This is a genomic window from Nonomuraea sp. MTCD27 (genome assembly GCF_041950495.1).
Classification (GTDB): domain Bacteria; phylum Actinomycetota; class Actinomycetes; order Streptosporangiales; family Streptosporangiaceae; genus Nonomuraea.
Genome location: NZ_JBGNUW010000012.1, coordinates 125,538 through 152,078 on the forward strand (window position 1 = coordinate 125,538; position 26,541 = coordinate 152,078).

Sequence of the window (26,541 nt, forward strand, 5' to 3'; positions counted from 1 at the left end):
CTGCCCGTCCGGCCCGCTCGGGAGCCGACCGGCCCACCCGAGAGCCGACCGGCTCGCCCGGGAGCTGGCCGGCCACCCGCCGCCCATCCTCCACCCAGCTACATGCCGGCGATCAGCTTGTCCACCCGCTCGTCCACGCTGCGGAACGGGTCCTTGCACAGGACGGTGCGCTGGGCCTGGTCGTTCAGCTTGAGGTGCACCCAGTCGACGGTGAAGTCGCGCCGCTTCTCCTGCGCCTTGCGGATGAACTCACCGCGCAGCCGCGCCCTGGTCGTCTGCGGCGGCACCGACTTGGCCTCGAAGATCTTCAGGTCGGACGCCACCCGCTCCACCGAGCCGCGCTTCTGCAGCAGGTAGAACAGGCCGCGCTTGCGGTGCACGTCGTGGTAGGCCAGGTCGAGCTGGGCCACGCGGGGCGAGGACAGCGGCAGGTCGTACTTCTTCCGGTAGCGCTCGATGAGCTGGTATTTCGTCACCCAGTCGATCTCGCGCGAGACCAGGTCGAGGTTGCCGGTGTCGACCGCGTTGAGCGTGCGCTCCCACAGCTCCAGCACCCGGTGGGCGATGGCGTCGCCGCCGCGGCGGTCGACGAAGTCCTTCGCCTTGGACAGGTATTCCTGCTGGATCTCCAGGCTGGAGGCCTCGCGCCCGTTGGCCAGGCGGACCCGGCGGCGTCCGGTCATGTCGTGGGAGACCTCGCGGATGGCCCGGATCGGGTTCTCCAGCGACAGGTCGCGCATCACGGTGCCCGACTCGATCATGCGCAGCACCAGGTCGGTGGCGCCGACCTTGAGCAGCATGGTGGTCTCGCTCATGTTGGAGTCGCCCACGATCACGTGCAGGCGGCGGAAGCGCTCGGCGTCGGCGTGCGGCTCGTCCCTGGTGTTGATGATCGGCCGGGACCGGGTGGTGGCGCTGGAGACGCCCTCCCAGATGTGCTCGGCCCGCTGCGAGACGCAGTAGACCGCGCCGCGCGGCGTCTGCAGCACCTTCCCGGCCCCGCACACGATCTGCCGCGTCACCAGGAACGGGATCAGCACGTCGGCCAGCCGGCCGAACTCCCCGTGCCGGCCCACCAGGTAGTTCTCGTGGCAACCGTAGGAGTTGCCGGCCGAGTCGGTGTTGTTCTTGAACAGATAGATGTCACCCGCGATGCCCTCTTCACGCAACCGCTTCTCGGCGTCCACGAGCAGGCCCTCGAGGATGCGCTCCCCGGCCTTGTCGTGGGTGACGAGCTCGATGACGTTGTCACACTCGGGTGTTGCGTATTCAGGATGGCTGCCCACGTCGAGATAGAGACGTGCGCCGTTGCGAAGGAAGACGTTGCTCGATCGGCCCCAGGACACGACCCGCCGGAACAGGTAGCGCGCGACCTCGTCGGGGGACAGCCTGCGCTGGCCCCTGAACGTGCAGGTCACGCCGTACTCGTTCTCCAGCCCGAAGATGCGACGATCCATCACCTCACACTATGCCCACGGATCGGCGAGCGGGAGAGATCTTCCCAGGTGTTTTCCCGCCCGGCCCCCGATGACCGCCGCATATGCCCCCTTCGCCCCCCGCGCCCGCCCCCACGGGGCGCGGGTGCACGGGTCAGGGAGTGTAGATCTCCTGGACCTGGACGATCTTCCCCTGGTGAACGGTGATGAGGGCCGGCCGACGTTCGCGGTCGTGCCGCTTGATCAGCGTGGTCCTGGAGCAGCGCTTGGCGCCGAGCCCCGTCCTGCGGCTGACGGTGAGGTCCGACAGCGTGGTCTTGCATCCGTACGCCGACAGGAAGACGACGTCCTTGGCGATCGGCGAGGCGTAGGCCATGGAGTCGCCCTCGGGCGGGCCCTCGAAGTAGCCCTCGGTGTGGGTGCCCTTCTTCCACCTGATGGGCGCGTACTCGGCCACGCCGCCCCGCACGTCGGTGATCCAGCCGCGCAGGATGCCGTTGTGGCGGGGGTGGATGCCCCTGGTGAAGTCGTGCTTCGGGTCGGCCTGGAACGTGGTGCCGAAGGTCTTCGGCGCCTTGTACTTCGGGAACGCGGTGGTGGCGGCTTCGGCGGCCACCCCGGAGGTGAGCATCACGGCCGTGGCGGCGCCGGCCGCGAGGAGGCCGCGCAGTGGAGTGTTCACGGATCTTAAGATCCTCGATCACCGTGGTGAGTTCGGGCGTACCGGAGTGAAACAGCTCACACCGGAACGGCCCCCGCCCCGTACGACAAGACGCTGCGTAGGCACCAAACCCAGATTCGCCGACAGTGTCGTACGAAAGGCGGCGGGGGCCGCCACTGGCGACCCCCGCCGAGAAGTCCGCGTCCCGCACCACGACGGCCAGGAACCCCAACCGCCCCGCAGCGGCGGGAAGCCCTCCCCGTGCGGTGCCCTGCAGCGGCCGGAACGGCTCCCGCGCCCCTTGGCCCGGCCCGGGCCTACAGCGGTGAGGAGCCGTCGTCCACGTCGCCCTCAGGCCCCGTCGGAGGCGCCTCAGGGGAGGTGCCCTCCGAGGACGGCGGCGGGGTGGTGGCCGCGGGCGGCGGGGTGGTGGTCTGGGCGAGCAGCCGATCCAGCCGCGCGCCCGTCAGCCGCAGGAACTTGCGGTGCTCCCGGTTGCGGTCGAGCACCGCCACCTCCAGCTGCCCCACCGGCGGCCGCTCCCCGCCCGGCTCGGTCAGCGCGGCCAGCGCCACCTCCAGCGCGTCGGCCAGCGACATCGACTCGCGGTAACGCTCCTTCAGCCGCGTCGACACCGCCTCGGCCTGGCCGCCCATGGCCGCGAAGCCGTGCTCGTCGAAGACCGACCCGTCGAACGTCAGCCGGTAGATCGCGTCGCCGTCCTTGGTCTCGCCCACCTCGGCGACGACGACCTCCACCTCCAGCGACTTGATCGACTCGGTGAAGATGCGGCCCAGGTTGGAGGCGTAGAGGTTGGCCAGCCCGCGCCCGGTCACGTCGGAGCGGTCGTAGGTGTAGCCGTTGATGTCGGCGTAGCGGATGCCGCCGAGCCGCAGCTCCTCGAACTCGTTGTAGCGCCCCACGGCCGCGAAGCCGATGCGGTCGTAGATCTCGCTGATCTTGTGCAGCGCCCGCGACGGGTTGGGCGCGACGAACAGGATGCCGTCCACGTACTGCAGCACGACGACGGAACGGCCCCGCGCGATGCCCTTGCGCGCGTAGTCGGCCTTGTCCCGCATGATCTGCTCGGGGGACGCATATCCGAAAGGCATGGACACAGTGGTGATCCTTTGCTAGCGCAGCGGGGCGATGGGGCCGTCGGGCGAGATCAGGCGGGCGTCGAGCATCGACTGGACGTAACCGGCCACGTCGTCCTCGGACAGCCGGCGGTAGCCGTCGGCGTCGATCACCGAGACGATCGGCCAGATCTTCCTGGTCACGTCGGGCCCGCCGGTCGCCGAGTCGTCGTCGGCGGCGTCGTACAGCGCCTGGATCAGCGTCATCACCATGTCGTCGGCCGTCGCGCCGTCGCGGTAGAGCTTCTTCAGCGACCCGCGGGCGAAGATCGAGCCGGACCCGATCGCGTCGAACCTCTCCCGCTCGTAGGGCCCGCCCGCCACGTCGTAGCTGAAGATGCGCCCCTCGTCCCTGTCGGGATCGTAGGCGGCGAACAGGGGCACCACCACCAGCCCCTGCATCGCCATGGCGAGGTTGCTCCTGATCATGGTGGCCAGCCGGTTGGCCTTGCCGGCCACCGACATCGTGCGCCCCTCGAGCTTCTCGTAGTGCTCCAGCTCCACCCGGTAGAGCCGGGCCATCTCGATGCCGGTGCTGGCCGTGCCCGCGATGCCCATGCACGAGTAGTCGTCGGCGCGGAACACCTTCTCTATGTCACGCTGCGAGATGATGTTGCCCGACGTCGCCCGCCGGTCGCCCGCCACGACCACGCCACCGGCGAAGGTGGCGGCCACGATCGTGGTCGCGTGCGGAACCTGGTCGCCGATCGGGGTGGCCAGCACCTCGTCCCGCCGTGGCAGCAACTCGGGCGCATGTGAGGCGACGAACTCCGTGAACGAGGAACTCCCGGTGTTCCGGAAAAGCTGATTCACCAAGCCGACGGGCAGATCCCTGTGCGATGCCACGCGACTCCCTCCAAACGTTCAGTGTTCCTAGGGCGACCCTACTCATGTTGGGTTGCTGTCTGCACTTCCCACGATCAGCTCACGGCGAACCATCCCCGCGATACCGCCTTGAAGATCCGATTAACGCGGAAGGTCCGTGTTCAGATCGTTTCTTTACGGCCGCCACCGCCCATGCGATTGTCGGTATGTCTGCACGTCCTGAACAGGAGGCCGACATGAGACTCCCCAGCCGACCTGTGCTGATCGGGGCCATCACCGTTCTCGCCCTCACCTCCTGCGGCACCGGCACCGGGTCTGAGGGAGGCGGGGGCAGCATCACCCTCACCATCGCGGCCAACTCCATCGAGGGCGGCAAGAACGCCGAATCCGCCCAGTGGATCAAGCAGTGGGTGATCCCCGAGTTCGAGAAGACCCACGCCGACGTCAAGGTGCTGTTCCAGCCCAGCGGCGTCGACGACGAGCAGTACAAGACCAAGATCGCGCTCGACCTCAAGTCCAGGACCGGCGCCGACGTCATCGACGTCGACGGCATCTGGGTCGGCGAGTTCGCCCAGGCCGGCTACATCAAACCGCTGGCCGAGGTGGGCGGCGCCACCGTCGAGCAGTGGGAGGGCTGGGCGCAGATCCCGCAGGCCGTGCAGGGCCTGGGCATCTTCGACGGCAAGAAGTACGGCCTGCCGCAGGGCACCGACGGCCGCGTCCTGTTCTACAACAGGACGCTGTTCAGGAAGGCCGGCCTGCCCGACCCCTGGCAGCCCACCAGCTGGCAGGAGATCATCGACGCCGGCACCAAGCTCAAGGCCGCGGGCGTGCCCACCCCCATCCAGCTCAACGCCGGCACCGCCATGGGCGAGGCCACCACCATGCAGGGCGTGCTCCCGCTGCTGGCCGGAGCCGGAGCCGAGATCTACGCCGACGGCAAATGGACCGGCGCCTCCCAGGCCATGAAGGACGCGCTCGGCCTCTACCAGCAGATCTACGGCGGCAGCGGCCTCGGCGACCCCAGGCTCCAGCAGGAGGCCAAGGGCCGCGACAAGTCCTTCGCCCAGTTCGCCGCCGGCAAGATCGGCATCCTCGCCGAGAGCGACTACTTCTGGCGCTCGGTCATCGAGCCCCAGGCCGGCGTCGCCCCCATGAAGGACCGCGACCAGGCCGTCGGCTACGCCAAGATCCCCGCCAAGCAGCCCGGAGCCGGCCTGCGCGGCCAGGACTTCGTCAGCATGTCAGGCGGCGCCGTACGCGTGCTCAACCCGTTCTCCAAGAACCCCAGGCTGGCCTGGGACCTGCTCGCCTTCATGCACTCGGCCGCCGCCACCAAGTCGCAGCTCGCCGGGCAGGCGCGCATCAGCTCCCGCACCGACGTCAACGACGAGGTCCTCACCGCCGACCCCATGCTCAAGTACATCGCCGACGAGGTCCTGCCCATCACCGCCTACCGGCCCGGCCTGGCCGTCTACCCGCAGGTCTCCACCGCCCTGCAGGAGGCCACCGCCGCCGTCATCAGCGGCAAGAGCGCGGACGAGGCGGCCGTCGCCTACCAGGGCAAGCTGGAGGGACTGGTCGGTGGCGCGGCCAACGTCGGCGGCTGACGCCGCGGGGCTCGGCAGGGGCAGGGCGGTCGCGTTCGTCCTGCCCGCCCTCGTCCTCATCGCCGTCTTCCTGATCTTCCCCGCCCTGTGGACCGTCTACCTCGGCCTCACCGACTATCGCCTCACCGGCCTGGCCGCCGCCAACCCCCAGGTCGTCGGCCTCGACAACTACAGCGGCGCCCTCACCGACCCCCGCTTCCTCAGCTCGCTGTGGCTCACCCTCCTGTACGTCGGCGGCTCGGCCATCATCGGCCAGGCCGGCCTGGGCTTCGCCCTCGCCTGGATCCTGCGTTCCCGCACCGGCCCCGTCCGCCGGATCGTCGAAGGCGTCGTGCTGCTGTCGTGGATCCTGCCCAGCACCGTCGTCGGCTTCCTCTGGTACGCGCTGCTCGACCGCGACGAAGGCACCCTCAACGCGCTCCTGAACACCCCGGGGTTCGCCTGGCTGCTCGACCACCCGCTGCTGTCGATCATCATCTTCAACGTGTGGCGCGGCACCGCGTTCTCCATGATGCTCTACTCCGCAGCCCTCGAGAACGTGCCGCCGTCCCACCTGGAGACCGCCCGCCTCGCCGGGGCCCGCGTCCCGCAGCAGCTGCGCGACGTCGTCTTCCCCCGCATCCGCCGCCACATCCTGACCAACCTGCTGCTCATCAGCCTGTGGACGTTCAACGACTTCACGCCGTTCGTCCTCACCGGCGGCGGGCCGGAGGGCCGCTCCGAGATCCTGCCCGTGTACGTCTACCGCGTCGCCCTCAGAGACGGCCAGCTCGGCGTCGGAGCCGCCATCTCCTTCCTCATCCTGCTGATCAACCTCGTCTTCGCCCTGGCGTACCTGCGGCTGCTGCGCGGCCAGCGCCGGCAACAGGAGGTCGCCGCAGCCGGAGGGCCACCCGCATGATCCGCCACACCGTCGGCAGGCTCGCCGCCACCGTCTTCATCGCCGTCGTCCTGGCCTTCTTCACCCTCCCCATGCTCTGGCTGGCCAGCGCCCCCTTCGACGAGACCCCCACCATCACCACGTCCGTCCCCGAGTTCACGCTCGACAACTTCCGCGCCATCCTCGACAATCCCTACGCGCTCGGCTCCATCCGCAACTCCCTCATCCAGGGCGGGGGCGCCGCCGCGCTCGTCGTCGTCCTGGCCGCGCTCGCCGCCTACGCGCTGTCCCGCGTCCGCGTGCCCGGCCGCGACGCCCTCCTCTACGTCCTGCTGCTGCTGTCGTCCGTCGTGACCGGCACCGCCGCCATGGTGCCCATCTTCGAGCTCGCCACCCGGCTCGACCTCATCGACACCCACCTCGGCGTCGTCCTCGTCGTCTCCGGCGGCCTGCTGCCCGCCGCGATCTTCATCCTCAAGGACTTCATGGACGAGACCCCCACCTCGTACGAGGAGTCCGCCCGCGTCTTCGGGGCCTCGTCCCTGCAGATCCTGCGCCACATCGTCGTCCCCCTGGTCCGGCCCGGCCTGGCCACCATCGCCGTCTGGGCCCTGGCCAGCGTCTGGGGCGGCTTCCTCTTCCAGTTCATCCTGCTGCGCGACCCCGAGAAGGCCCCCGGCTCCGTCATCCTCTACACCCTCTACACCGAGGGCGGCGCGCCCAAGCTCGACCTCATCTCCACCTTCTCGCTGCTCTACTCGCTGCCCGTCGTCGCGATGTACCTGTTCGTCTCCCAGCGCTACGGCTTCCGCTTCCACGGAGGGATCAAACGGTGATCTCCCTGCACGGCCTGACCAAGGTGTTCCCCGGCGGGGTCCACGCCCTCGACGACCTGCACCTCACCATCGCCGACGGCGAGTTCTTCGCCCTGCTCGGCCCCTCAGGCTGCGGCAAGACCACCCTCCTGCGCACCATCGCCGGCCTGGAGACCCCCACAAGAGGGCAGATCCGCATCGACGACACGGACGTCACCGCGCTCCCCCCGGGCGACCGCGACGTCGCCATGGTCTTCCAGGACTACGCGATCTTCCCCCACATGAACGTCACCGCCAACATCGCCTACCCCCTGCGCATCAAGAAGGTCCCCCGCGCCGAACGCACCGCCAAGGCCGCCGGCGTCGCCGCCCGCCTCAGCCTCACCGAGCTCCTCCATCGCCGCCCCTCCGAGCTCTCCGGCGGCCAGCAGCAACGCGTCGCGCTCGCCCGCGCCATCGCCTGCCATCCCACCGCCTTCCTCTTCGACGAGCCCCTCTCCAACCTCGACGCCCGCCTCCGCCTCGAAGCCCGCACCTTCCTCAAACGCCTCCAGCGCGAACTCGCCGTCACCACCGTCTTCGTCACCCACGACCAGGCCGAGGCCCTCGCCCTCGCCGACCGCATCGCCGTCATGTCGCACGGCCGCATGATCCAGGTCGGCACCCCGGCCGAGATCTTCCACCGCCCCGCCACCACCTTCGTCGCCTCCTTCATCGGCTCCACCCCGATGAACCTCCTCCCCGCCCACGCCACCGCCACCGCACTCCACGTCGCCGGCGCCACCCTCCCCGCCCCCACGGCCCTCGCCGCCGGCGACGGCCACCTCACCTACGGCGTACGCCCCGAATACATGGACCTGTCCGCCACCGAACGCCCCGACGCCTTCCCCGGCGTCATCTCCGTCCTGGAGAACCTCGGCACCCACACCCTCGTCACCCTCGAAGCCCCCGACACCCTCATCCAGCTCGTCGTCCCCGAAGGCGACGAACCATCCCTCGGCACCCCCGCCTGGGCCGTCCCCCGCCGCGCCCTCCTCTACCGCGACGACGACCTCCTCACGACCCTCCCCTGACCCGGCCTACCCCGGCGCCCCACCCCGGCCCGGCCATACTGGACACATGGGCACCACGTCCACCAGGGACTGGATCCTGCACGTCGACCTCGACCAGTTCATCGCCGCCGTCGAGCTCCTGCGCCACCCCGAGCTCCGCGGCAAACCCGTCGTCGTCGGCGGCTCCGGCGACCCCACCCAGCCCCGCACCGTCGCCGCCACCGCCACCTACGAGGCCCGCGAACACGGCATCCACTCCGGCATGCCGCTCCGCACCGCCCTCAGACGCTGCCCCGAAGCCGTCTTCCTGCCCAGCGACCCACCCGCCTACGAGGCCGCCTCCGAACGCGTCATGGCCGTCCTGCGCGAATTTCCCGTCCGCGTCGAGATCTGGGGCTGGGACGAAGCCTTCCTGGGCGCCACCACCGACAACCCCGAAGCCCTCGCCGCCGACCTCCGGCAGGCCGTACGCGCCCGCACCGACCTCGACTGCTCCGTCGGCATCGGCGACAACAAACACCAGGCCAAACTCGCCTCCGGCCTCGCCAAACCCGCCGGGATCTACCGCCTCACCAGCGACAACTGGGCCGAGGTCATGTACGACCGCCCCACCGACGCCCTCTGGGGCATCGGCGCCCGGATCTCCAGGAAACTGGCCGCCCTCGGCCTGCACACCGTCGCCCAGCTGGCCGCCGCCGACCCCGCCGACCTGGCGAGCCGCTTCGGCCCCACCAACGGCCCCTGGTACCGCTACCTCGCCCTCGGCAAGGGCGAGGCCGAAGTCGTCACCACTCCCTGGATCGCCCGCGGCCACAGCCGCGAGACCACCTTCACGCACGACCTCACCGACCGGGCCGACCTCACCCGCCACCTCACCGCCCTGGCCGAGCAGGTCGCCCACGACGCCACCGCCGCCGGCCGCGAGATCACCCTGGTCCGGGTCAAGATCCGCTCCACCCCGTTCCTGACCCGCACCCGCCAGTCAAAACTCCCCCACCCCACCACCGACCCCGACACCGTCACCCGGACGGCCCTGGCCATCCTCGACCGCCACGACCTCACCCGCCCCATCCGCCTCGTGGGCGTGTCCGTCGACTACACGATGCCCGGCTGACAGATCGGACAGGCGGGCTGACCGGCCCGCGTCACCCGCCGACAGAACGCCGAGACCCGAACCTCAAACCACAGAAACGTCACCGCGCCTCTCCGGCAGAACCACGAACTCCGGCCAGAGCACCTCCCCGTCCAGATCCGAGCCCGTTGTCGCAGTGGAAACAGAGAACACCCCGCACCTGCCCGGTCTCATGACTGTGATCGACGAAGGTGCCCGGAACGACCCGGCAGATGGCGCAGAGCCCGCCCTGGTGGGCGAGCATGCGCGCGAAGTCGTCCTCTGTGATGCCGTAGCGGTATTTCTCGGCCTTGTTCTCACGCGTCACATCGGCCTTCCACTTCCGATGACTCTGAGTGGAACGCCGCCGAAAGCAGACCTTGCGGTAGCGCGCCCGCCCATCGGCCATGCGCTTGTTGAGCCCGAACCCGTCGATCGCCTTGAGCTCACCACGGTCCGGACACCACGTCGCATCACCCGGCGACTCCACCAGATCTACCCCTTGCGCCTGTCCGTTGTGCCCTACTCTCCGCCCTTCTGGACGTAACTGCGCACGAACTCCTCTGCGTTCTCTTCGAGAACTTCGTCGATTTCATCCAGAATCGCGTCGACATCGTCCGTGAGCTTCTCCTGCCGCTCCTGAACGTCCGGTGCCGCCGAGGCCTCGGTCTCCTCGACTTCGCTCTCGCGACGGCCGGTCTGCTTCTGGCCGCCGGTGTCCTTGGTTGCCATGTCCTACCTCCGCTTTGGGGGACTGCCTCTAGGCATATCTTCCCCGAACCGGGCGACATTTCGCGCCGATCGCCCGTCGATCTTGCCGGGTTGACTAGATAGCAGTCCTATCCAATAATGAACCCCCGTAGACACAGGAGGTTGAGATGTCCCCTTCGTCCCTGAGCACGGCTGGTGTGCTCCTCATCACAGTCCCGCTGGTGGCCTTCGGTGGCGTGTCGCTGCTGTCGTTCCTGATGAAGAACGTCCCGGGCTACCTGGACAACCCGGTTCGCCGCGGCCTGTGGCGCGCGGGTCATGCCCATGCGGGCGTGCTGGTGCTGTTCGCCCTGGTGGCGATGCTGTACGTGGACCAGTCGGGCCTGCCGGAGGGCCTCAAGGCGCTGACCAGGACGCTGATCGTGGCGGCCCCGATCCTGATGCCGCTGGGGTTCTTCCTGTCGGTGGTGCGCCCGAGCGACACGAAGCCGAGCAAGCTGATCTGGCTGACGGTCGCCGGTGGTGCGTGCCTGGCGGTGGGCACGCTGACGCTGGGGATCGGCCTGCTGTGACGGCCGGCCGGCCCCGGGAGCGAGCGGTGGGCGGGTCAGTCGCCGCCGGTGAGGGCGGCGACGAGGTCGGCGGCGGTGTGGCAGCGGTCGAAGAGCTCTCCGACGTGGGCCTTGGTGCCGCGCAGCGGTTCGAGGGTGGGGACGCGCTGGAGTGATTCCCTGCCGGGGATGTCGAAGATGACGGAGTCCCAGGAGGCGGCGGCGACGGATTCGCTGTACTGGCTCAGGCAGCGGCCACGGAAGTAGGCGCGGGTGTCGGTGGGCGGGCTCTCGACGGCGCGCTGGACCTCTTCTTCGGTGACGAGGCGCTGCATGCGTCCGCGGGCGACCAGGCGGTTGTAGAGGCCGCGGTCGGGGCGGATGTCGGAGTATTGCAGGTCGACGAGCTGGAGCCGGGGGTGGGACCAGGCCAGGCCGTCGCGGCTGCGGTAGCCCTCGAGGAGTTCGAGCTTGGCGACCCAGTCGAGCTCGCGGGAGAGCTGCATGGGGTCTTCGGCGAGGCGGGTGAGGACGGATTCCCAGCGGTCGAGGATGTCCTTGTTCATCTCGTCCTGGGCGGTGCCGCGCTCTTCGACGTATTTGCGGGCCTGCTCGAGGTATTCCATCTGGAGCTGGACGGCGGTGAGCTTGCGGCCGTCGCGCATGGGGATCTCGTAGCGGCAGCTGGGGTCGTGGGAGACGGCGCGCAGGGCCTGCACGGGGTTCTCGACGGCGAGGTCGCGGGTCAGGAAGCCCTCTTCGATCATGGCGAGGACGAGCGCGGTGGAGCCGAGCTTCAGGTACGTGGAGATCTCGGACATGTTGGCGTCGCCGATGATCACGTGCAGCCGGCGGTATTTCTCCGGGTCGGCGTGCGGCTCGTCGCGGGTGTTGATGATGGGCCGCTTGAGCGTGGTCTCGAGGCCGACCTCGACCTCGAAGAAGTCGGCGCGCTGGCTGATCTGGAAGCCCTCGCCGCGGGAGTCCTGGCCGATGCCGACCTTGCCGGCGCCGACGACGACCTGCCGGGAGACGAAGAACGGGGTGAGGTGCCGGACGATGTCGGCGAAGGGGGTGGCGCGCCGCATCAGGTAGTTCTCGTGGCAGCCGTAGGAGGCGCCCTTGGCGTCGGTGTTGTTCTTGTAGAGCTGGATGGGCGCGTTGGAGGGGATGGCGGAGGCGCGGGTGGCGGCGTCGTACATGACGCGCTCGCCGGCCTTGTCCCAGATGACGGCCGCCCGGGGGTTGGTGCACTCGGGCGAGCTGTATTCCGGATGGGCGTGGTCGACGTAGAGCCTGGCGCCGTTGGTGAGGATGACGTTGGCCAGGCCAAGGTCCTCATCGGTGAGCTGGCTGGTGTCGGCCACCTCTCTGGCCAGGTCGAAGCCGCGCGCGTCGCGGAGCGGGTTCTCCTCCTCGAAGTCCCATCGTGCTCTGCGCGCGCGAGCCGCCGAGGCGGCCAGGTAGGCGTTCACGACCTGGGAGGAGGTCACCATCGCGTTGGCGCCTGGCTGACCTGGTACGGAGATGCCGTACTCGGTCTCGATGCCCATCACCCGACGCACCGTCATGCAACACCCTCTGTTCGTCCGGGTCTGTCTATCCGCCGTTTATATGCCCGAGCCTATGCCCTTCACAGTGCCCCAGGGCCACAGAGTTATGGCACCGACGCCTTTTCACCCTGTACGACGGGAGCTGATGGGGTTTGTGTACGTCTGCGGGGCTTGAGTAGCCGCTGGATGGGGCGTTCGGCAAAGGAGTAGACGAGATATGACAGGAGGATCGCGGCCAGGGTCGTGATCGTGGCGACGGCCAAGGGGGGCAGATCGCCGGTGAGCAGCGGGATGAGGGCCACCGCGACAACGCTATGGAAGAGGTAAAGCGGGTATGTCGTGCCGCCGAGCGCGGTGAGCACCCGGGAGGTCCGCATCCGCACCGCGCCGAGTGCGACGAGGGCCATGGCGACGAAGATCAGCGTCAGGGTGACGATCACGCTGAGGTCGGTGACGGGCATGTTCTTGAATCCGGCGAGCTCGATGCGGCCGTGCACGCGACCGAGGGCCGAGTGCAGGGAAAGCCCGTAGGAGACGGCGACGTAGAGCCAGGGCAACCAGCCGCCGCCGTGTTTGTGCACGAGATAGAGGGCCATGCCGGCGACGAAGTATCCGGCGTAGCCGGGCATGACGATCTCGCGGACGAGCTCGTTCTCGAAGATCTCGTACTCCTCGAGCAGTTTGACCCCGAGCGCGGCGGCGAGCCAGATGCCGCAGAAGGCCAGGACGCGCCCGCGCGTGACCCCGATGATCACCAGGATGGCCATCAGCAGGTAGAAGCGGAGCTCGGCCCAGAGCGACCAGTAGACACCGCTGGCGTCGGTGAGCTTGAACAGCCGCTGGAACATGGTGGCGTTCACCAGGTATTCGCCTGGTGAAAGTTTTGGGTCGAGCGCCTTGGCGCCGGTGAGGCCGTAGAGGGCCGCGATGGCGGCCAGGCTGAGCCAGTACGCGGGGTAGAGGCGGACCAGCCGGGAGCGGGCGAACGCGCCGAGTCCGCGCCCCCAGACGCTCATCAGGATGACGAACCCGCTGATGATGAAGAACAGCTCGACGCCGAGGATGCCGAGCCCCGCGATGGGCGCCAGCGCCGGGAACAGCTCGGCGGGCCTGTCTCCCCACACCGAGGCGTACGCGACCAGGTAGTGGAAGGCGACGACCGCCAGGGCGGCGAGGAAGCGCAGGAGGTCGAGTTCGGCCAACCGGCCGTCTCCCCGAGCATGCTTTGACCGGTTGGGGGAATGCACGCCATCTTTGACGTAACCCTGATCACTTTGGTTCCATCGGGCCCTTTGTTCCCATCAGCAACACGCCGGGGGCACACGAGCACATGTACGGGCGCCGCTTGCTCCGGCGCTGCCCCATCGGCGCAGCCCGCGTGGCCTCCGGTCGACCCCGCCCGAGCAGTGCAGCCCTACCGAGGGTGCCGTGGGGTGCCGTCACAGGGCGTGGTCGCGGGCGGCGGCGACGGCGGCCTGGCCCAGGCTGAGGCCGCCGTCGTTGGGCGGCACCCGTACGTGCTTGAGCACCCGGAACCCGGCGGCCCGCAGCCGTTCGGCCGTGCGTTCGAGCAGCAGGGCGTTCTGGAAGACCCCGCCGGACAGCGCCACGGCGGTCAGCCCGGTCCGCTGCCTGAGCTCCACGCAGGCGCGGGTGATGGCGGCGGCGACGCCGTTGTGGAAGCGGCCGGCGATGACGCCCGGGTCGACCCCGGCGGTCAGGTCGGCGGCGGCGGCTCGGACGAGGTCGGCGCCCTCGACGACGAGCGGGCCGGGGGTGGTGATGGCGGCGGGGTAGACGCCGGTCTCGCCGGGGTCGGCGCGCTGTTCGAGCTCGATCGCGGCCTGGCCGTCGTACGTGATCTTGTCGCGGATCCCGAGCAGCGCCGAGACGGCGTCGAACAGGCGGCCCGCGCTGGAGGTCAGGGGCGAGGCGAGGCCGCTGTCGGCGAGCCGCAGCACGTCGGTCCAGCGTTCGGCGTTGCGCCTGTACACGTCCAGGCCGGGGTGGTCGTCGTGCAGGTAGGCGGCGGCCATGCGCCAGGGGTGCCTGATCGCGGCGGTGCCGCCGGGCATGGGGACGTGGGCGAGGTGGCCGAGGCGCTCGAAGGCGGCCAGGTCGGCGCGGAGGAACTCGCCGCCCCAGAGGGTGCCGTCGGTGCCGTGGCCGATCCCGTCGAAGGCGACGCCGATCACGGGCCCCTGGTCGCCGTTGTCGGCCAGGCAGGAGGCGATGTGGGCGTGGTGGTGCTGGACGCCGACGCGTTCGACGCCGGGGAGCTCCAGGGCGTGCCTGGTGGACAGGTAGCCGGGGTGCAGGTCGTGCGCGACGACCTCGGGGCGGATGCCGAACAGGCCGCAGTAGTGGTCGATGTTCTCGACGAAGGAGCGCAGGGTGTCCTGGTTCTCCAGGTCGCCGATGTGCTGGGAGACGAACGCGCGCCGGCCCTGGACGAGGCAGAAGGTGCTCTTCAGCTCGGCGCCGCAGGCGAGCACGGGCCGGGGCGCGGGCCGGCGCAGGGCGAGCGGTTCGGGGGCGTACCCGCGGGCCCGGCGCAGCACGGTGACCCCGCCGGGCGCGGGGCGTACGACGGAGTCGTCGGTGCGGGTGTGGATGGCGCGGTCGTGGACGAGGAAGGCGTCGGCGATGCCGCCGAGGCGGGTCAGGGCGTCGGCGTCCTCGTACGCGATGGGCTCGTCGGAGACGTTGCCGCTCGTCAGGACCATGGGTTCGCCGAGTTCGGCCAGCAGGAGGTGGTGCAGGGCCGTGTAGGGCAGCAGGAGCCCGAGGCGGCGGTGGCCGGGCGCGACGGAGGGCGCGACGGGTGCGCCGGCGCGGCGGGGCAGCAGCACGATGGGCCGGGCGCGGCCGGCGAGCAGCGCGGCCGCGGCGTCGTCGATCTCGCACAGCCGGCGGGCCTGCGCCAGGTCGGCGGCCATGACGGCGAACGGTTTGTCCTCTCGGTGCTTGCGGCCGCGCAGCGCGGCGGCGGCCCGCTCGTCGGAGGCGGTGACGGCGAGGTGGTAGCCGCCCAGGCCCTTGACGGCGACGACGCGCCCGGCGCGCAGCAGGGTGGCGGCGCAGGCGACGGGGTCGCCGCACAGCTCGGTGCCGCGCGCGTCGCGCAGCCGCAGCTGGGGCCCGCAGTCGGGGCAGCAGGTGGGCTGGGCGTGGAAGCGGCGGTCGGCGGGGTCGTGGTATTCGCGGGCGCAGGCGTCGCACATGCTGAAGCCGGCCATGGTGGTCAGCAGCCGGTCGTACGGGACGCCGCGGACGATGGTGAAGCGCGGCCCGCAGTTGGTGCAGTTGATGAACGGGTACCGGTGGCGGCGGTCGGCCGGGTCGTGCAGCTCGCGCAGGCAGTCGTCGCAGGTGGCGCCGTCGGCCGAGACGAGGGCGCGGCGCAGCCCGGAGGGGTCGCTGGCGGCGATGGTGAAGCCGCTGTGCCCGGCGGGCTCGCCGCTGACGACGGTGACCCGCTCGATCTCGGACAGGGCGGGCGCGTCGCGTTCGAGGGCGGTCAGGAACTCCTCGACCCCGGCCAGGGCTCCTTCGACTTCGATGTGTACGCCGTTGACGTCGTTGTGCACGCGCCCGGCCAGCCCCAGCCGGTTGGCGAGCGAGTAGACGAAGGGCCGGAAGCCGACCCCCTGGACAATGCCTTCGACGTGCACGTCTACCCGTTTGAGCGTGGTCACAGGCCCAGTGTGCGCTTCATCGGGATGGCGTGCATGCGTATCGGCCGTGTCGTCGCGCCTTCACCGCGCCTTCGCCCCGGGAGCACCCTCGCCTTTGCCGCGCAACCGGACACAAGGCGCTCGCGGTGGAAAGGCGGCAGGGCCGCGCGGATGGTTCCGCGCGGCCCTGCCGTCCAGGGGTTCTACAGGTATTGACCGGTGTTGGCGACGGTGTCGATGGACCGGCCGGCTTCGGTGCCCTGCTTGCCGGAGACGAGCGTGCGGATGTAGACGATCCGCTCGCCCTTCTTGCCGGAGATGCGGGCCCAGTCGTCGGGGTTGGTGGTGTTGGGCAGGTCCTCGTTCTCGGAGAACTCGTCCACGCAGGCCGTGAGCAGGTGCTGCACCCGCAGGCCCTTCTGGCCGCTTTCGAGGAACTGCTTGATGGCCATCTTCTTGCCCCGGTCGACGATGTTCTGGATCATCGCGCCCGAGTTGAAGTCCTTGAAGTAGAGGACCTCCTTGTCGCCGTTGGCGTAGGTCACCTCGAGGAAGCGGTTTTCCTCGCTCTCGGTGTACATCCGCTCCACGACGCTCTGGATCATGCCCTGGATGGTGGACTCGCGGGAGCCGGAGTGCTCCGTGAGGTCATCCGGGTGCAGCGGGAGGTCCGCGACCAGGTACTTCGAGAAGATGTCCTTGGCCGCCTCGGCGTCCGGCCGCTCGATCTTGATCTTGACGTCCAGGCGGCCGGGCCGCAGGATCGCCGGGTCGATCATGTCCTCGCGGTTGGAGGCGCCGATGACGATGACGTTTTCCAGGCCCTCGACGCCGTCGATCTCCGACAGCAGCTGAGGGACGATGGTGTTCTCCACGTCGGAGGACACGCCGGAGCCTCGGGTGCGGAAGATCGAGTCCATCTCGTCGAAGAACACGATCACCGGGGTGCCCTCTGAGGCCTTCTCGCGGGCCCGCTGGAAGACCAGGCGGATGTGCCGCTCGGTCTCACCGACGTACTTGTTGAGCAGCTCCGGACCCTTGATGTTGAGGAAGAAGCTCTTGCCGGACTGGCCGGTCTTCTCCGCGACCTGCTTGGCCAGGGAGTTGGCGACGGCCTTGGCGATGAGCGTCTTGCCGCATCCGGGCGGGCCGTACAGCAGCACGCCCTTCGGGGGACGGAGCTTGTGCTCGCGGAACAGGTCGGCGTGCAGGTAGGGCAGCTCGATGGCATCCCTGATCTGCTCGATCTGCCGCATGAGGCCACCGATCTCCTCGTAGGAGATGTCGGGGACCTCTTCGAGCACCAGCTCTTCGACTTCGGACTTGGGTATGCGCTCGTAGACGTAGCCGGAACGAGGTTCGAGCAGCAGCGAGTCGCCGGCCCTGATGGGCTGGCCGACCAGCGACTCGGCCAGTCGCACGACGCGCTCCTCGTCGGCGTGCGAGATGACCAGGGCCCGCTTGCCCTCGTCGAGCAGTTCTTTGAGCATCACGATCTCGCCGACCTCTTCGTAGCCGAGGGCTTCGACCACGTTGAGCGCCTCGTTGAGCATGACCTCCTGGCCACGCCGCAGCGAGTCGACGTCGACGGCCGGGCTGACGTTCACCCGGAGCTTGCGGCCTCCGGTGAACACCTCGATCGTGCCGTCTTCTCTGGCTTCAAGGAAGGTGCCGAAGCCGGATGGCGGCTGCGCCAGCCGGTCGACCTCCTCCTTGAGAGCGACGATCTGGTCCCTGGCCTCCTTGAGGGTTGCCACCAGGCGCTCGTTCTGGCCTGTAACGGCCGCGAGATTCGCCTGTGCCTCATGGAGACGCTCTTCGAGGACCCTGGCCTGACGGGGTGACTCGGCCAGCTTCCGCCTCAGCGCGGTGATCTCCTCCTGGAGGAAGGAGACCTGTGTTGAAAGATCAGCGACCTCCCGTTCGCGCTGCGCGGCTCGAGCCTCAGCATCATCGCGAGCTGCCACGCCCCGTCACCTCCTTCCCAGTCGAGGGCGACTACTAAGGACCTTACCTATCTCGGGCCCCTCCGTAACCTGGCCGGGCAGTGTTCGTCGAGTGACATTCAGTGTTCGTTGAATAATGCCTAATGGTGCGTTTAATACTCCCAGCATATGAACACGGCGATCTGTTCCCGTGTCACGCACCAAAGCACCCTCGTGGCCAAATTGTCATAGTTCCTCGGTGGTCCCCTTCGGTCGACGACGGCGCGGCGGCGGGGTCACGCCGTCGGCCATGCGGCGGGCGGAGACGAGGAAACCGGTGTGACCGATCATCCGATGATCCGGTCTCACCGCGAGTCCTTCGACATGCCAGTCGCGAACCAGGGTCTCCCACGCATGTGGCTCGGTGAAACACCCGTGATCGCGAATGACCTCGACAGTCTTGGACATCTGCGTGGTCGTGGCCACGTAGCAGCAGATCACTCCGCCGGGGGTGAGCGCCTTGGCGGCGGCGTCGACGCACTCCCAGGGGGCCAGCATGTCGAGGATGACGCGGTCGACGTCGACCTCGTCGATGGAGGCGACCAGGTCGCCCACGACCAGGCGCCAGTTGTCGTCCATGGGGCCGCCGTAGAACTTCTCCACGTTCTTGCGCGCCACGTCCGCGAACTCCGGGCGGCGCTCGTAGGAGGTCACGCGGCCCTCGGGGCCGACGGCGCGCAGCAGGAAGCACGTCAGCGCGCCGGAGCCGACGCCGGCCTCGATCACGCGGGCGCCGGGGAAGATGTCGGCCATGCCGACGATCATCGAGGCGTCCTTGGGATAGATGACGGCCGCGCCGCGCGGCATGGCCAGCGTGTAGTCCTGCAGCAGGTGGCGGAAGGCCAGGTATTGGGTGCCGCCGGAGGAGCGCACGACGGAGCCTTCAGGCTGCCCGATCAGCTCGCTGTGCGGGATGGCGCCCTTGTGGGTGTGGAAGACGCCGTCCTCTTTGAGCGTGATCGTGTGGCGCTTGTTCTTGGGGTCGGTGAGCTGCACCTGATCCCCCACCTGGAAAGGCCCATGCCTGCGGAAACCCATGGCGGCAAGGTTATAGGGCTTTCGAGCAGGTCCGGACGCACGATATCTATGGGGGATGCTCCCGCGTGATGTGATCTCGTCCGGCTCCCTGATCCTCCGTCCTCCCGTGGAGGCGGACGCCGAGCCGATCGTGAAGATGTGCGACGACCCGGTGACGGTTCGCTTCATGCCGCTGCTGCCGCGGCCGTACACGCTGGAGCACGCGCTCGACTACGTGAAGAGCTCCACGGGGAAGTGGGAGGACGGCGGCGCCGAGTACGCGATCACGGAGGACGGGCGGTTCGCCGGGTCGATCGGGGTGCGCCCGGCGGACCACTGGGGCGTGGCGGAGCTGGGCTACCTGGTGGCGCCGTGGGCGCGGGGCCGGAACGTGGCCACGACGGCGACCCGGGCCGTGTCGGACTGGCTGTTCGACCAGGGGGTGCGCCGGGTCGAGCTGCAGGCCGAGGTGGAGAACGTGGCGAGCCTGCGGGTGGCGTACAAGGCGGGGTTCCAGGAGGAGGGGCGGCGGCGGGCGGCCAAGCGGCTGCGGGACGGGCGGTACGTCGATCTCGTGACGTTCGCCAGGCTCAAGGGGGACGCGCCGGTGGCACCGTACCTGCCGTTCTTCCCGGGCGGGGAGCTGAGCGACGGCGTGGTGCGGCTGGTGCCGATGGCGGCCGGGGACGCCGGGGACTTCCACCGGATGATGGCCGAGCCGGGCGTGCGGGCCTACTCCCTGGCGCCGCCGACCACCCTGGAGGACGACGAGCGGCGCTGCCGGTACACCGGCTACTGGTGGGTGTCGGGGCAGCGGGTGGAGCTGGCGGTCAGGGACGCGGCCTCGGGGGCGTTCGCGGGGCATCTGCAGCTGATGCAGGTGGTCCCGGCCCTGGGGCAGGCGATGATCGGCTATTCGCTGGTGCCGGAGTTCCGGGGGAAGGGGTTCATGACGCGGGCGGTCGGGCTGCTGGTGGAGTGGGCGTTCGCGAACACGGGCCTGCACCGGATAGTGGCGGGGACCGACGTGGACAACACGGCCTCGCACGCGGTGCTGGAACGTTCTGGGTTCGAGCGGGAGGGCGTGCACCGGGAGCTGTTCCCCAGGCCGGACGGCACCAGGGCCGACGACGTGCAGTGGGTGCGGCTGCGGTCGTCGTAGGCGCGGGCTGCCGCGGCGGGGGTCGCCGGTGGGCGCCCGCCCTGGTCGAGGTCGCGGCCGGCCCGTCCTTGGCGCATGCGGGCGTTGCGGCGGGGGCCTGGCGGCGGGCCGAAAAGGTCAAAAATCCTGATTTCCTGTTGAGGGCTAGTCAAGAGCCGCGTCGAGGGTGATAGTCAGGGCACCCGCAGGCGAGCTTCGCGTGATCGGGCTGCGCGATCTCGCCCCTCCGCTCCGAGGGACCACCGCGATGCCATACAACCGTGTCGATGTCGCCGTGCGTGAACTCATCGCCTCGTTCTCCTGCCTGGAGGCCGGGGACCTGCTCGAACGGCTGGCGCGTACCGCCGCCGCCGTCGCCGGCACCGGCTACTCCGGATTCGTCCGGGTGGACGCGCTGCGCCAGGAGGCGAGCGCCGTCCATGTGCACGCCCCTCCCGGCGACCCGCTGGGCCTGCGGCGGTGGCTGGCCGAATCGGGGGTGCTGAAGGAGCTGGCCGCGTCGTCGGTGACGGTACGGCTGGCGCACGACGCCTCGATGGGCGAGCCGGGGTTCCTGGCCACTCCCGTGCCCGTGGCGGCTCGGGACCACACGTTCGTGTGGGTGGCCGGGCGGGGGTTCTGCGACAGGGACGAGCATCTGCTGAGCCGCTTCGCGACCGCGACGGGGCGGGCCCTGGAGGCGGCCAGCGGGCTGGAGGCGGCGGTACGTCTGTTGCGGGGCGTACGGTCTTTCCGACCGGCCTAGCCGGGCCCCGCGGCTTCGAGACGGACCGGATCACCAGGATCAGGACGACCGGTACCGTGCCGCATTTCCCCGCCAATCACCACATGGCAGGCTCGTTTCCCACCGTTCATTTTCCGAAAGATCTTCACCATTTACCGGATTAAGCGATATATTCCCCGACTTTTCGCGAGTAGTCCTAATACAACCTGCACCACTCCCCCGCCATCGCCACCCGCACCCCGCCGGCGCCGCCGATCCGGCCCGCACTGCCCGCCCCACCGCGTCCTCCCCGGCCTTTCGGCGCGTCATTGACGGCCCTGGGCGGGCGGCACCTGTCCCGGCTTGTGCCGCTTTTAGTCCTCGTCAGGCTATAAACACGGAAATAGCTGATCACCTTCTCGCATCTAGGGCGTAACCTGCCCTTATGGGGACCACCTGGCCGTTCGCCGGGCGCGGAGAGGAGCTCGGGCACCTGCTCCGCCTCGCGTGCGACCCCACCGCCCAGGGCGTGCTCCTCGCGGGACCACCGGGAGCGGGCAAGACCGCCCTGGCCACGCACCTGACCGAGCAGCTGCCGGCCGGGCTGCTCGGGGGCGTCCGCACCATCAGGGCCGCCACGGCACTGCGGGACGTGCCCGGCGGCGCCCTGACCACCTCGCTCCCGCCCGATCCCGGCACGGCCCGCACCCCCGCGCCCGGCCCGGCCTGCGCGGCGGCCGAAACGGTGCAGCGGTGCGGTGAGTGGCTGCTGCGCAACGCCGGCGCCGCCGTCGTGACGGTGGACGACGCGCACCTCCTGGACCGCCACTCGGCCGAGGTGGTGGCCACCCTGGTACGCACCGGGCGGATCCGGCTGATCGCGACCGTGTGCTCCGGAGAGCCCCCCGACGGGCCGGTCGTGGAGCTGTGGCGGGACGGGCGGCTCAGGCGGTTCGAGGTGGAGCCTCTCCGCGAGGGCGACGTGGCGGCCGTGCTCGCGGCGGCGCTGGACGGCCCGGTCGATGAGACTGCCGTGGCGCGGCTGGCGGAGCTCACCGGAGGGAACGCGCTGTGGCTGCGCGAGACGGTGGAGCTCGCCCGAGCGGCTGGAGCGCTCCAGCGGACCGGGGGGGTGTGGCGGCTGACCGGGGAGCCGCCGGAGGCGCGGGGGCCGGAGGAGCTCGTCGGCCGGCGGGTGGGGGCGTTGCCGTCGGAGGTCGGGGAGGTGCTGGAGTACGCGGCGTTCGGGGAGCCGGTAGGGATGCCTGCGCTGGCGGCCCTGTGTTCCGGGACGGCGGTGCGGGAGGCGGCCGAGGGCGGGCTGATCACCGTGGCGGCCGAGGGACGCGGGGAGGTCGCACGACCGGCGCACCCGCTGTACGGGTCGGCGGCCCGCGAACGCTGCCCGCGCGAGCGGCGCGATGACCGGTACGCCAGGCTGGTTGCCGCCGTGGAGGCGGACGGGAGCGGCGATCCGGCCGTGCTCGCCGGGTGGCGCCTGGCCGGCGGGCTGGAGGCCCACCCCGGGCCGTTGCTGGGCGCGTGCCGGCTGGCGGGCGGCGTACACGATCACCCGGCGGCGATCCGGCTCGGCCGCGCCGCCGTACGCGCGGGCGGCGGCACGGGTGCGGCCGTCGAACTGGCCGCCGCCCTGGAGGACGCCGGGCAGCCGCACCAGGCGCAGGCGGTGCTCCTGCGGGCGGAGGAGCGCTGGTCCGGTGACGATCGGGACCGGGTACGGCTCGCCGTGGCCAGGGCCGAGAACCTGGCCTGGGGCCTGAACCGGCTCGGCGACGCGCTGGACCTGCTGGCCACCACGCGCAAGGAGGTCCCCGACCCCGGCCCGCGGCGGGAGGCGGACGCGGCGCGGGCGGTCCTGCTGGCCGAAGCCGCCCGAGCCGACGAGGCACTCAGGCTCATCGGCCGTGCGCGCGGCACGGACAGGGGCCTCAGCGCCGGTTCGGGCGCGGTGACGGACGCGGAGGTCGCAGGGGCACGAGCGCTGGCCCTCTGCCACGCGGGCCGGACCGGCGAGGCGGCCGGAGCGGTCGAGGACGCGCCGCGCGCCGAGGAGGGCCCGGGGCGGCCGTACACGTCGCCGTACGCGACGTCGGCCATGTGCGGCTGCTTCTCCGGCGACCTGGACCTGACCGCCCGTGCCATCGCCGCCATGCGCCGGCCGCCCGGCGAGCACGGCTGGCCGGGCCGGAACGAGCAGGCCCTCGCACAGGCACGGCTGGCGATGCTCAGGGGCGAGCTGGGAGCCGCGCTCCTCATCCTGCGGACCCCGGCCCGGCGGGAGACGCCCCAGGACACCGCCGAACGGATGGCGGCGTACGCGACGGCCCAGGCGCTGCACGGGGACGCGGCGGGCGCGCGGACGTCGCTGGAGGCGGCCCGCGGACGCGCCACGTGGACCGCGCTCCGGCACTGGAGGGCGCTCGCGGAGGTCTGGGCGGAGGCCGCGTCGGGAGGACCGTCACGGGCCGTGGAGCTCGCCCTGGCGCACGCGGAGGAGTGCCGGGAGGGCGGGCCCGCGTTCTTCGAGGCGATCGCGTTGCACGACGCCGTACGGCTGGGCGCCCCCATCAGCGCGCTCCCCCGGCTGAGCGAGCTGGCGGCGGTCCTGGACGGGCCGCGCGTACGCCTCGCCGCGCGCCATGCCCGCGCCCTGGCCGAAGGCGACGCGGCGGCGCTGGCGGAGGTCGCGGCCGGGTTCGACGCCACGGGGTTGCGGCTCTTCGCGACGGAGGCGAGAGCGCAGGCGAAGGCCCTGCGCGACGGCGCCCGGCCCGGCTGGCGCCCCCACCCCGCATGACCCGGTGTCCGAGACCCCGGCGCGGCACTTCCCTGAGACGGAACGCCCGGCGGAGAGTAACGTTTCCGCCCGTGAGGATGCTCATCGTCGGCGGGAGCGGCCATCTGGGCGGCGAGCTCGTGCGACTGTGCGTGGTGGCGGGCCACGAGGTGGGCGCGACCTGTCACACCCGGCCGGGGAACGACCCGGACGCGCGGTGGCTGCCGTTGGACGTGCGGTCGCGGGAGGCCGTGGCCGCCGTGTTCGACGCGTTCCGGCCGGAGGTGACGATCAACACGGCGTACCGTTCGTCGGACTGGACGGCCACCGCGGACGGCGCCGCCCACGTGGCCGTGGCCGTCGCGCGGTCGGGCGGGCGGCTGGTGCACGTCTCCAGCGACGCCGTCTTCTCCGGATCCGCGCCCTCGTACGCCGAGGCGTGCGTGCCCGACCCGATCAGCCCGTACGGTGCGGCCAAGGCGGCCGCCGAGACGGCCGTGCGGGCGGTGCTGCCCGATGCCGCCATCGCCAGGACGTCCCTGATCATCGGGCGCGGTGGATCGGCGCACGAGGCGCTGGTGCACTCGCTGGTGGCGCGGCCGGGTTCGGGGGTGCTGTTCGCGGATGACGTGCGGTGTCCCGTGCACGTCTCCGACCTGGCGGCGGCGCTGGCGGAGGTGGCGGTCCGGGGGTGCCCGGGGGTGCTGCACGTCGCCGGGGCCGATGCGGTCAGCCGCTACGAGCTGGGCGTGCTCATCGCCCGCCGGGACGGCCTGGACGAGGCTCTCCTGGTCGCCGGGAGCCGGGCCGAGGCGGGGGTGCCGGGGCCGCTCGAGGTCCGGCTGGACTGCTCGGCGACGCGGCGGCGGCTGGGGACCCGGCTCCGCGGCGCCCGGGAGTTCCTGGCGGAGCCGGCCGCCCGGCACGCGGCGGCGCCGGACGGCCGCACCGTACGGGACACGACCTCGTGAGGCGGCGCCACGCCCCGAACGTGCGAACGCCCGCGCCCCGGAACCCCGGGGAACGCGGGCGTTCGACGAGACCTACCCCCGGTGCGCCTCGAAGCGGAGCGTGCGGGACACTCCGACGCGGACCGTGGTGCCCGGGGCGATCGTGACGGGCTCGTTGGGCGGGATGTCGTAGAAGTTGGGGTCGCCGGGCGGCTGGATCTGGGTGCCGTTCACCGAGCCCAGGTCCACCAGGTTGACGTCCCATCCGTCGAGCGCCACCCGCAGGTGACGGCGCGAGACCGAGCCGTCCGGGCTGGTCACCTTGGCGGGCCTGGCGGTGCCGCCGGCCACCTCGGGCGCCCGCTCCGGGTCGCGGCCGAGCAGGTAGTCGCTCTCCAGGGGGAGCGCCGTCCCGTCGTCGAGGACCAGGACGCCGAGCGAGGGGCGCGGGCCCTTGTAGGGGACGAGGGTGCGCTGCACCAGGGCGATGCCGCAGACCGCGCAGTAGGGCGCGCGGGGGTCGTTGAAGTGGTCGTTCTTGCAGTCGACCCCGTAGACCAGGGGGCGGTCGCCGTGCTCGGGCTGCTGGTCCTGCTGCGGCGGGCCCGGGTGGTCGAAGTGGTCGGGCGGGCCGAGGACGGGCGGCGCGGGCTGGTCGTAGTGGTCGCCGGGACCCATGTGCTGCGGGACCGGCTGGTCGGCGGCGCCGTTGCCGGAGGGCGGCTCGTCGTAGGACGGGAACTGCTGCTGCTCGTGCAGGGGCGGCGGCTGCTCCTGGTAGTCCTGCGGGGGCTGGTAGGGGGGCTCCTGCGGCGGGTGGTAGGCGGGCTCCTGCGGCGGCAGGTAGGGGGGCTGGTCCTGGGGAGTGTGGTAGGGCGGCGGGTCCTGCGGGGTGTGGTACGGCTGGTCCATGACCGGGGGCGCGGGCTGGGGACCCGAGGGCGGGCCGGGGACGACCGGCGGCTGGTCGGCCAGTGGGTAGGGAGGACGCTCCACGGGCTGCTGGACCGGCGGCTGGATCAGGTCGGCCTCCATGTGGAAGGCCGTGTTGGGCATCTCGCTGGTCAGTGGCCGGGAGGGCGCGGACGGTGCGGAGGGCGCGGGCCGGTCGGTGAAGTCGCCGACGAGGCCGCCGCCGTGCACGACGCCGCCCTCGAAGCGGACCGCGGGGTGCGGGCTGCCGGCGCCGGGCAGGCTGAGCTCGACGCGCTCGACGGTGCCGGTGACGAGCCGGTCGGCCCAGGTCAGCGAGTCGCTGCCGGCCAGCCGGGTCTCGCCGGCCGCGGTGGTGATGGTGGCCGCGGCCGAGCCGCTGACCAGGACGGCGACGCCGCCGCCGACGGGACCGGCGACCGCGCAGGTGGCCGGGTCGCCCGCCATGTTGGCCGCGAGCACCTGAGCGGCGCGGCGGGCCAGCGCCCGGCCGTCGCCACCGGAGGCGGCCGTCTCGCGCAGCGCCTCGAGCAGGTCATCGGCGGCCGACTCGGCCGAATCGCACACGAGCAGCAGCCCGCCGACATAGGCGACCAGCCCGTTTCCAGGAAGCGGACGCACCACTCCGAGGCCGTGGTCGGTCATGCGTCCTCCCTCATGACGACCGTGCTGCGCTCATTGGTGCCCTCGCTGCGCTCGGTCACTCAACTCTCCTCCCCGGAAGCCGGCGATATTACGGCACCCGCACTGCCGTGCTGGCCACCAGCCATACGCATACCCAGACGACGAGGCCGTGTCGCGGCCCCCTCGTCTCGATTCGGTGAACCGGTGGACCGCGGCAAACCCCTCAACTGTGCAAGTTTGGCCAAACAGCACACTATCGGCCAGTCGTCGCATCGCAGAAATCGCCGGAGTCGGCTCCGGCCCACCCGAAACTGCTGGACACGACCCTATCGATGGCCCGCCGCTTAAACGA

General features: G+C 70.8%; 22 protein-coding genes. 10 read left to right on the plus strand and 12 right to left on the minus strand.

The window, feature by feature from the left end; translation table 11 throughout:
• Positions 1-98: 98 nt before the first annotated feature.
• The 4 genes from pafA to prcB all read right to left on the minus strand — a co-directional run bounded on the left by pafA (position 99) and on the right by prcB (position 4,079).
• Positions 99-1,457 carry a Pup--protein ligase gene (gene pafA, locus ACBJ59_RS32215; RefSeq protein ID WP_357812676.1) on the minus strand — a complete coding sequence of 453 codons (1,359 nt, stop codon included), beginning with the start codon at positions 1,455-1,457 and terminating at the stop codon, positions 99-101.
• 133 nt (positions 1,458-1,590) lie between these two features.
• Entirely contained in the window at positions 1,591-2,118 is a 528-nt protein-coding gene (locus ACBJ59_RS32220; protein WP_375113978.1) for a hypothetical protein, read from the minus strand.
• A 296-nt stretch (positions 2,119-2,414) separates the two neighbouring features.
• Entirely contained in the window at positions 2,415-3,209 is a 795-nt protein-coding gene (gene prcA / locus ACBJ59_RS32225; protein WP_375114171.1) for a proteasome subunit alpha, read from the minus strand.
• Positions 3,210-3,230: 21 nt separating this feature from the next.
• Positions 3,231-4,079: a proteasome subunit beta gene (gene prcB, locus ACBJ59_RS32230; protein WP_375113979.1), complete on the minus strand. Its 849-nt coding sequence runs from the start codon at positions 4,077-4,079 to the stop codon at positions 3,231-3,233.
• A 215-nt stretch (positions 4,080-4,294) separates the two neighbouring features.
• Here prcB and ACBJ59_RS32235 point away from each other — a divergent pair, with 215 nt between their 5' ends.
• From ACBJ59_RS32235 to ACBJ59_RS32255, 5 genes are read left to right on the plus strand one after another with little or no spacing between them, the layout of a single operon-like run.
• Positions 4,295-5,668 carry an extracellular solute-binding protein gene (locus ACBJ59_RS32235; RefSeq protein WP_375113980.1) on the plus strand — a complete coding sequence of 458 codons (1,374 nt, stop codon included), beginning with the start codon at positions 4,295-4,297 and terminating at the stop codon, positions 5,666-5,668.
• The gene (locus ACBJ59_RS32240) at positions 5,643-6,569 is read left to right on the plus strand and encodes a sugar ABC transporter permease (protein WP_364137520.1); all 927 of its coding nucleotides are present in this window, start codon (positions 5,643-5,645) and stop codon (positions 6,567-6,569) included. The genes ACBJ59_RS32235 and ACBJ59_RS32240 overlap by 26 nt, the downstream gene beginning before the upstream one ends.
• Positions 6,566-7,384 carry an ABC transporter permease subunit gene (locus tag ACBJ59_RS32245; RefSeq protein WP_364137518.1) on the plus strand — a complete coding sequence of 273 codons (819 nt, stop codon included), beginning with the start codon at positions 6,566-6,568 and terminating at the stop codon, positions 7,382-7,384. Before ACBJ59_RS32240 ends, ACBJ59_RS32245 begins: the two co-directional genes overlap by 4 nt.
• On the plus strand, positions 7,381-8,436 hold the full coding sequence (locus ACBJ59_RS32250; RefSeq protein ID WP_375113981.1) for an ABC transporter ATP-binding protein: 1,056 nt from the start codon (positions 7,381-7,383) through the stop codon (positions 8,434-8,436). Before ACBJ59_RS32245 ends, ACBJ59_RS32250 begins: the two co-directional genes overlap by 4 nt.
• Before the next feature lie 46 nt (positions 8,437-8,482).
• Positions 8,483-9,529 carry a DNA polymerase IV gene (locus ACBJ59_RS32255; RefSeq protein WP_375113982.1) on the plus strand — a complete coding sequence of 349 codons (1,047 nt, stop codon included), beginning with the start codon at positions 8,483-8,485 and terminating at the stop codon, positions 9,527-9,529.
• A gap of 79 nt (positions 9,530-9,608) precedes the next feature.
• On the opposite strand, the gene ACBJ59_RS32260 is transcribed toward ACBJ59_RS32255, so the two are convergent.
• Together ACBJ59_RS32260 and ACBJ59_RS32265 are read right to left on the minus strand one after the other, a co-directional pair.
• Positions 9,609-10,016 (minus strand): endonuclease domain-containing protein, encoded by a 408-nt coding sequence (locus ACBJ59_RS32260; protein ID WP_375113983.1) that lies wholly within the window; start codon positions 10,014-10,016, stop codon positions 9,609-9,611.
• Positions 10,017-10,048: 32 nt separating this feature from the next.
• Entirely contained in the window at positions 10,049-10,258 is a 210-nt protein-coding gene (locus ACBJ59_RS32265) for a ubiquitin-like protein Pup (protein ID WP_148031422.1), read from the minus strand.
• 146 nt (positions 10,259-10,404) lie between these two features.
• Here ACBJ59_RS32265 and ACBJ59_RS32270 point away from each other — a divergent pair, with 146 nt between their 5' ends.
• The gene (locus ACBJ59_RS32270; RefSeq protein ID WP_375113984.1) at positions 10,405-10,809 is read left to right on the plus strand and encodes a hypothetical protein; all 405 of its coding nucleotides are present in this window, start codon (positions 10,405-10,407) and stop codon (positions 10,807-10,809) included.
• 35 nt (positions 10,810-10,844) lie between these two features.
• Here ACBJ59_RS32270 and dop read toward each other — a convergent pair whose 3' ends face one another.
• The 5 genes from dop to ACBJ59_RS32295 form a co-directional block, all read right to left on the minus strand.
• Positions 10,845-12,359, minus strand: a complete 1,515-nt coding sequence (gene dop, locus ACBJ59_RS32275) for a depupylase/deamidase Dop (RefSeq protein ID WP_375113985.1) — start codon at positions 12,357-12,359, stop codon at positions 10,845-10,847.
• A gap of 86 nt (positions 12,360-12,445) precedes the next feature.
• A complete protein-coding gene (locus tag ACBJ59_RS32280) occupies positions 12,446-13,543 on the minus strand; it encodes an acyltransferase family protein (RefSeq protein WP_375113986.1) in 1,098 nt (365 codons plus the stop codon).
• A gap of 237 nt (positions 13,544-13,780) precedes the next feature.
• Positions 13,781-16,039: a carbamoyltransferase HypF gene (gene hypF / locus ACBJ59_RS32285; protein ID WP_375113987.1), complete on the minus strand. Its 2,259-nt coding sequence runs from the start codon at positions 16,037-16,039 to the stop codon at positions 13,781-13,783.
• Between the two features lie 182 nt (positions 16,040-16,221).
• Complete coding sequence (gene arc, locus ACBJ59_RS32290) at positions 16,222-17,985, minus strand: proteasome ATPase (RefSeq protein WP_364135090.1); 1,764 nt, start codon at positions 17,983-17,985, stop codon at positions 16,222-16,224.
• Positions 17,986-18,189: 204 nt separating this feature from the next.
• Positions 18,190-19,041: a tRNA (adenine-N1)-methyltransferase gene (locus tag ACBJ59_RS32295; protein WP_375113988.1), complete on the minus strand. Its 852-nt coding sequence runs from the start codon at positions 19,039-19,041 to the stop codon at positions 18,190-18,192.
• A 55-nt stretch (positions 19,042-19,096) separates the two neighbouring features.
• Here ACBJ59_RS32295 and ACBJ59_RS32300 point away from each other — a divergent pair, with 55 nt between their 5' ends.
• The 4 genes from ACBJ59_RS32300 to ACBJ59_RS32315 all read left to right on the plus strand — a co-directional run bounded on the left by ACBJ59_RS32300 (position 19,097) and on the right by ACBJ59_RS32315 (position 24,653).
• Entirely contained in the window at positions 19,097-20,182 is a 1,086-nt protein-coding gene (locus ACBJ59_RS32300; RefSeq protein ID WP_375113989.1) for a GNAT family N-acetyltransferase, read from the plus strand.
• Between the two features lie 247 nt (positions 20,183-20,429).
• A complete protein-coding gene (locus tag ACBJ59_RS32305) occupies positions 20,430-20,927 on the plus strand; it encodes a hypothetical protein (RefSeq protein ID WP_364135081.1) in 498 nt (165 codons plus the stop codon).
• A 403-nt stretch (positions 20,928-21,330) separates the two neighbouring features.
• Positions 21,331-23,703, plus strand: coding sequence for an AAA family ATPase (locus ACBJ59_RS32310; RefSeq protein ID WP_375113990.1), 2,373 nt, complete (start codon positions 21,331-21,333; stop codon positions 23,701-23,703).
• A 77-nt stretch (positions 23,704-23,780) separates the two neighbouring features.
• A complete protein-coding gene (locus ACBJ59_RS32315) occupies positions 23,781-24,653 on the plus strand; it encodes a sugar nucleotide-binding protein (RefSeq protein WP_375114172.1) in 873 nt (290 codons plus the stop codon).
• A gap of 72 nt (positions 24,654-24,725) precedes the next feature.
• Here the strand turns inward: ACBJ59_RS32315 and ACBJ59_RS32320 are convergent, their stop codons facing one another.
• Positions 24,726-26,210, minus strand: a complete 1,485-nt coding sequence (locus ACBJ59_RS32320; RefSeq protein WP_375113991.1) for an FHA domain-containing protein — start codon at positions 26,208-26,210, stop codon at positions 24,726-24,728.
• Positions 26,211-26,541 lie beyond the last annotated feature (331 nt).

Excerpts from the sequence above, each read along its gene's own strand:
- pafA (WP_357812676.1), bottom strand. The coding sequence starts at position 1,457 with ATGGATCGTCGCATCTTCGGGCTGGAGAACGAGTACGGCGTGACCTGC.
- prcA (WP_375114171.1), bottom strand. The coding sequence starts at position 3,209 with ATGCCTTTCGGATATGCGTCCCCCGAGCAGATCATGCGGGACAAGGCC.
- ACBJ59_RS32235 (WP_375113980.1), top strand. The coding sequence starts at position 4,295 with ATGAGACTCCCCAGCCGACCTGTGCTGATCGGGGCCATCACCGTTCTC.
- ACBJ59_RS32245 (WP_364137518.1), top strand. The coding sequence starts at position 6,566 with ATGATCCGCCACACCGTCGGCAGGCTCGCCGCCACCGTCTTCATCGCC.
- ACBJ59_RS32255 (WP_375113982.1), top strand. The coding sequence starts at position 8,483 with ATGGGCACCACGTCCACCAGGGACTGGATCCTGCACGTCGACCTCGAC.
- ACBJ59_RS32265 (WP_148031422.1), bottom strand. The coding sequence starts at position 10,258 with ATGGCAACCAAGGACACCGGCGGCCAGAAGCAGACCGGCCGTCGCGAG.
- ACBJ59_RS32270 (WP_375113984.1), top strand. The coding sequence starts at position 10,405 with ATGTCCCCTTCGTCCCTGAGCACGGCTGGTGTGCTCCTCATCACAGTC.
- dop (WP_375113985.1), bottom strand. The coding sequence starts at position 12,359 with ATGACGGTGCGTCGGGTGATGGGCATCGAGACCGAGTACGGCATCTCC.
- ACBJ59_RS32295 (WP_375113988.1), bottom strand. The coding sequence starts at position 19,041 with ATGGGTTTCCGCAGGCATGGGCCTTTCCAGGTGGGGGATCAGGTGCAG.
- ACBJ59_RS32300 (WP_375113989.1), top strand. The coding sequence starts at position 19,097 with ATGCTCCCGCGTGATGTGATCTCGTCCGGCTCCCTGATCCTCCGTCCT.
- ACBJ59_RS32305 (WP_364135081.1), top strand. The coding sequence starts at position 20,430 with ATGCCATACAACCGTGTCGATGTCGCCGTGCGTGAACTCATCGCCTCG.
- ACBJ59_RS32310 (WP_375113990.1), top strand. The coding sequence starts at position 21,331 with ATGGGGACCACCTGGCCGTTCGCCGGGCGCGGAGAGGAGCTCGGGCAC.
- ACBJ59_RS32315 (WP_375114172.1), top strand. The coding sequence starts at position 23,781 with ATGCTCATCGTCGGCGGGAGCGGCCATCTGGGCGGCGAGCTCGTGCGA.
- ACBJ59_RS32320 (WP_375113991.1), bottom strand. The coding sequence starts at position 26,210 with ATGACCGACCACGGCCTCGGAGTGGTGCGTCCGCTTCCTGGAAACGGG.